This window comes from Nonomuraea sp. NPDC050790 (assembly GCF_044456745.1).
Lineage (GTDB): Bacteria > Actinomycetota > Actinomycetes > Streptosporangiales > Streptosporangiaceae > Nonomuraea.
Map to the genome: position 1 here is coordinate 1 of NZ_JBITGF010000026.1, position 1,264 is coordinate 1,264.

Below are 1,264 nucleotides of genomic sequence, written 5' to 3' on the forward strand. Positions count from 1 at the left end.
CTAGTGCTGTGACCGGAAATGATCGCCGGGTTGGCGGGAAGGTCGCTCCTGCCGGTTGGATGGACTGATCACGTTCGATCGGTGCTCGGGAGGCAGGGTGACGCAACCAGTCAGGGTTCGCAGGCTCACGGATCCAGAGGGGCAGAAGCTGCAGCGGATCGTGCGGCGCGGCACGATGAGCACGGTGCGCTATCGGCGGGCGATGATCCTGCTGGCCTCGGCCGGTGGCAACACGGTGCCGGTGATCGCTCGGCTTGTGCAGGCCGATGAGGACACCGTGCGCGATGTGATTCATCGCTTCAACGAGATTGGGCTGGCCTGCCTGGACCCTCGGTGGGCGGGAGGCCGTCCCCGCCTGCTGAGTCCTGAGGACGAAGACTTCGTCGCGGCGACGGCCACCACCCGACCTTCCACACTCGGCCAGCCCTTCACCCGCTGGTCCATCCGCAAACTGCTCGACTACCTCCAGCGGCTGCCCGGCCGCGCCTTCACCCTCGGCCGGGAGGCGTTACGCACGCTGTTGTCCCGCCGCGGGATCACTTTCCAGCGCACCAAGACCTGGAAAGAGTCCCCGGATCCGGACTTCGAGGCCAAGCTGGATCGCATCGAGTACGCCCTCACCCAGCGGCCCGAGCGCACCTTCGCCTTCGACGAGTTCGGACCGCTCGGCATCCGCCCCACCGCCGGATCGGGCTGGGCACCACAAGGCGAGCCGGACCGGCTACCGGCCACCTACCACCGCACCCACGGCGTCACCTACTTCCACGGCTGCTACTCCGTGGGCGATGACCTGCTGTGGGGCATCAACCACAGGCGCAAGGGCATCGACCACACCTGGGCCGCCCTACGCTCGATCCGCGCCGCCCGCCCGGACGGCGCCCCGATCTACGTGATCCTGGACAACCTGTCGGCGCACAAGAACTGGCGCATCCGCACCTGGGCCAGCAAGAACAAGGTCAAGCTGCTGTTCACGCCGACCTACGCCTCCTGGGCCAACCCGATCGAGGCCCACTTCGGCCCCCTACGCCAATTCACCCTGGCCAACTCCGACCACCCCAACCACACCGTCCAAACCCGCGCCCTGCACGCCTACCTACGCTGGCGCAACGCCCACACCCGCCACCCCGACGTACTGGCCGCCCAACGCCGAGAACGCGCCCGCATCCGCAGCGAGAAAGGCCTCCGCTGGGGCGGACGCACACGCACGAACGCAGCCTGAAGCCAGTCATCCAACCCGGCGATCGTTTCCGGTCACGGCACTAGC

1 protein-coding gene is annotated in these 1,264 nt (G+C 67.8%); it reads left to right on the forward strand.

Annotated elements, in window-relative coordinates; all coding sequences use genetic code 11:
- Positions 1–97 precede the first annotated feature (97 nt).
- Positions 98–1,219: an IS630 family transposase gene (locus ACIBEJ_RS52150; protein WP_397190519.1), complete on the forward strand. Its 1,122-nt coding sequence runs from the start codon at positions 98–100 to the stop codon at positions 1,217–1,219.
- The last annotated feature ends 45 nt before the right edge of the window (positions 1,220–1,264 follow it).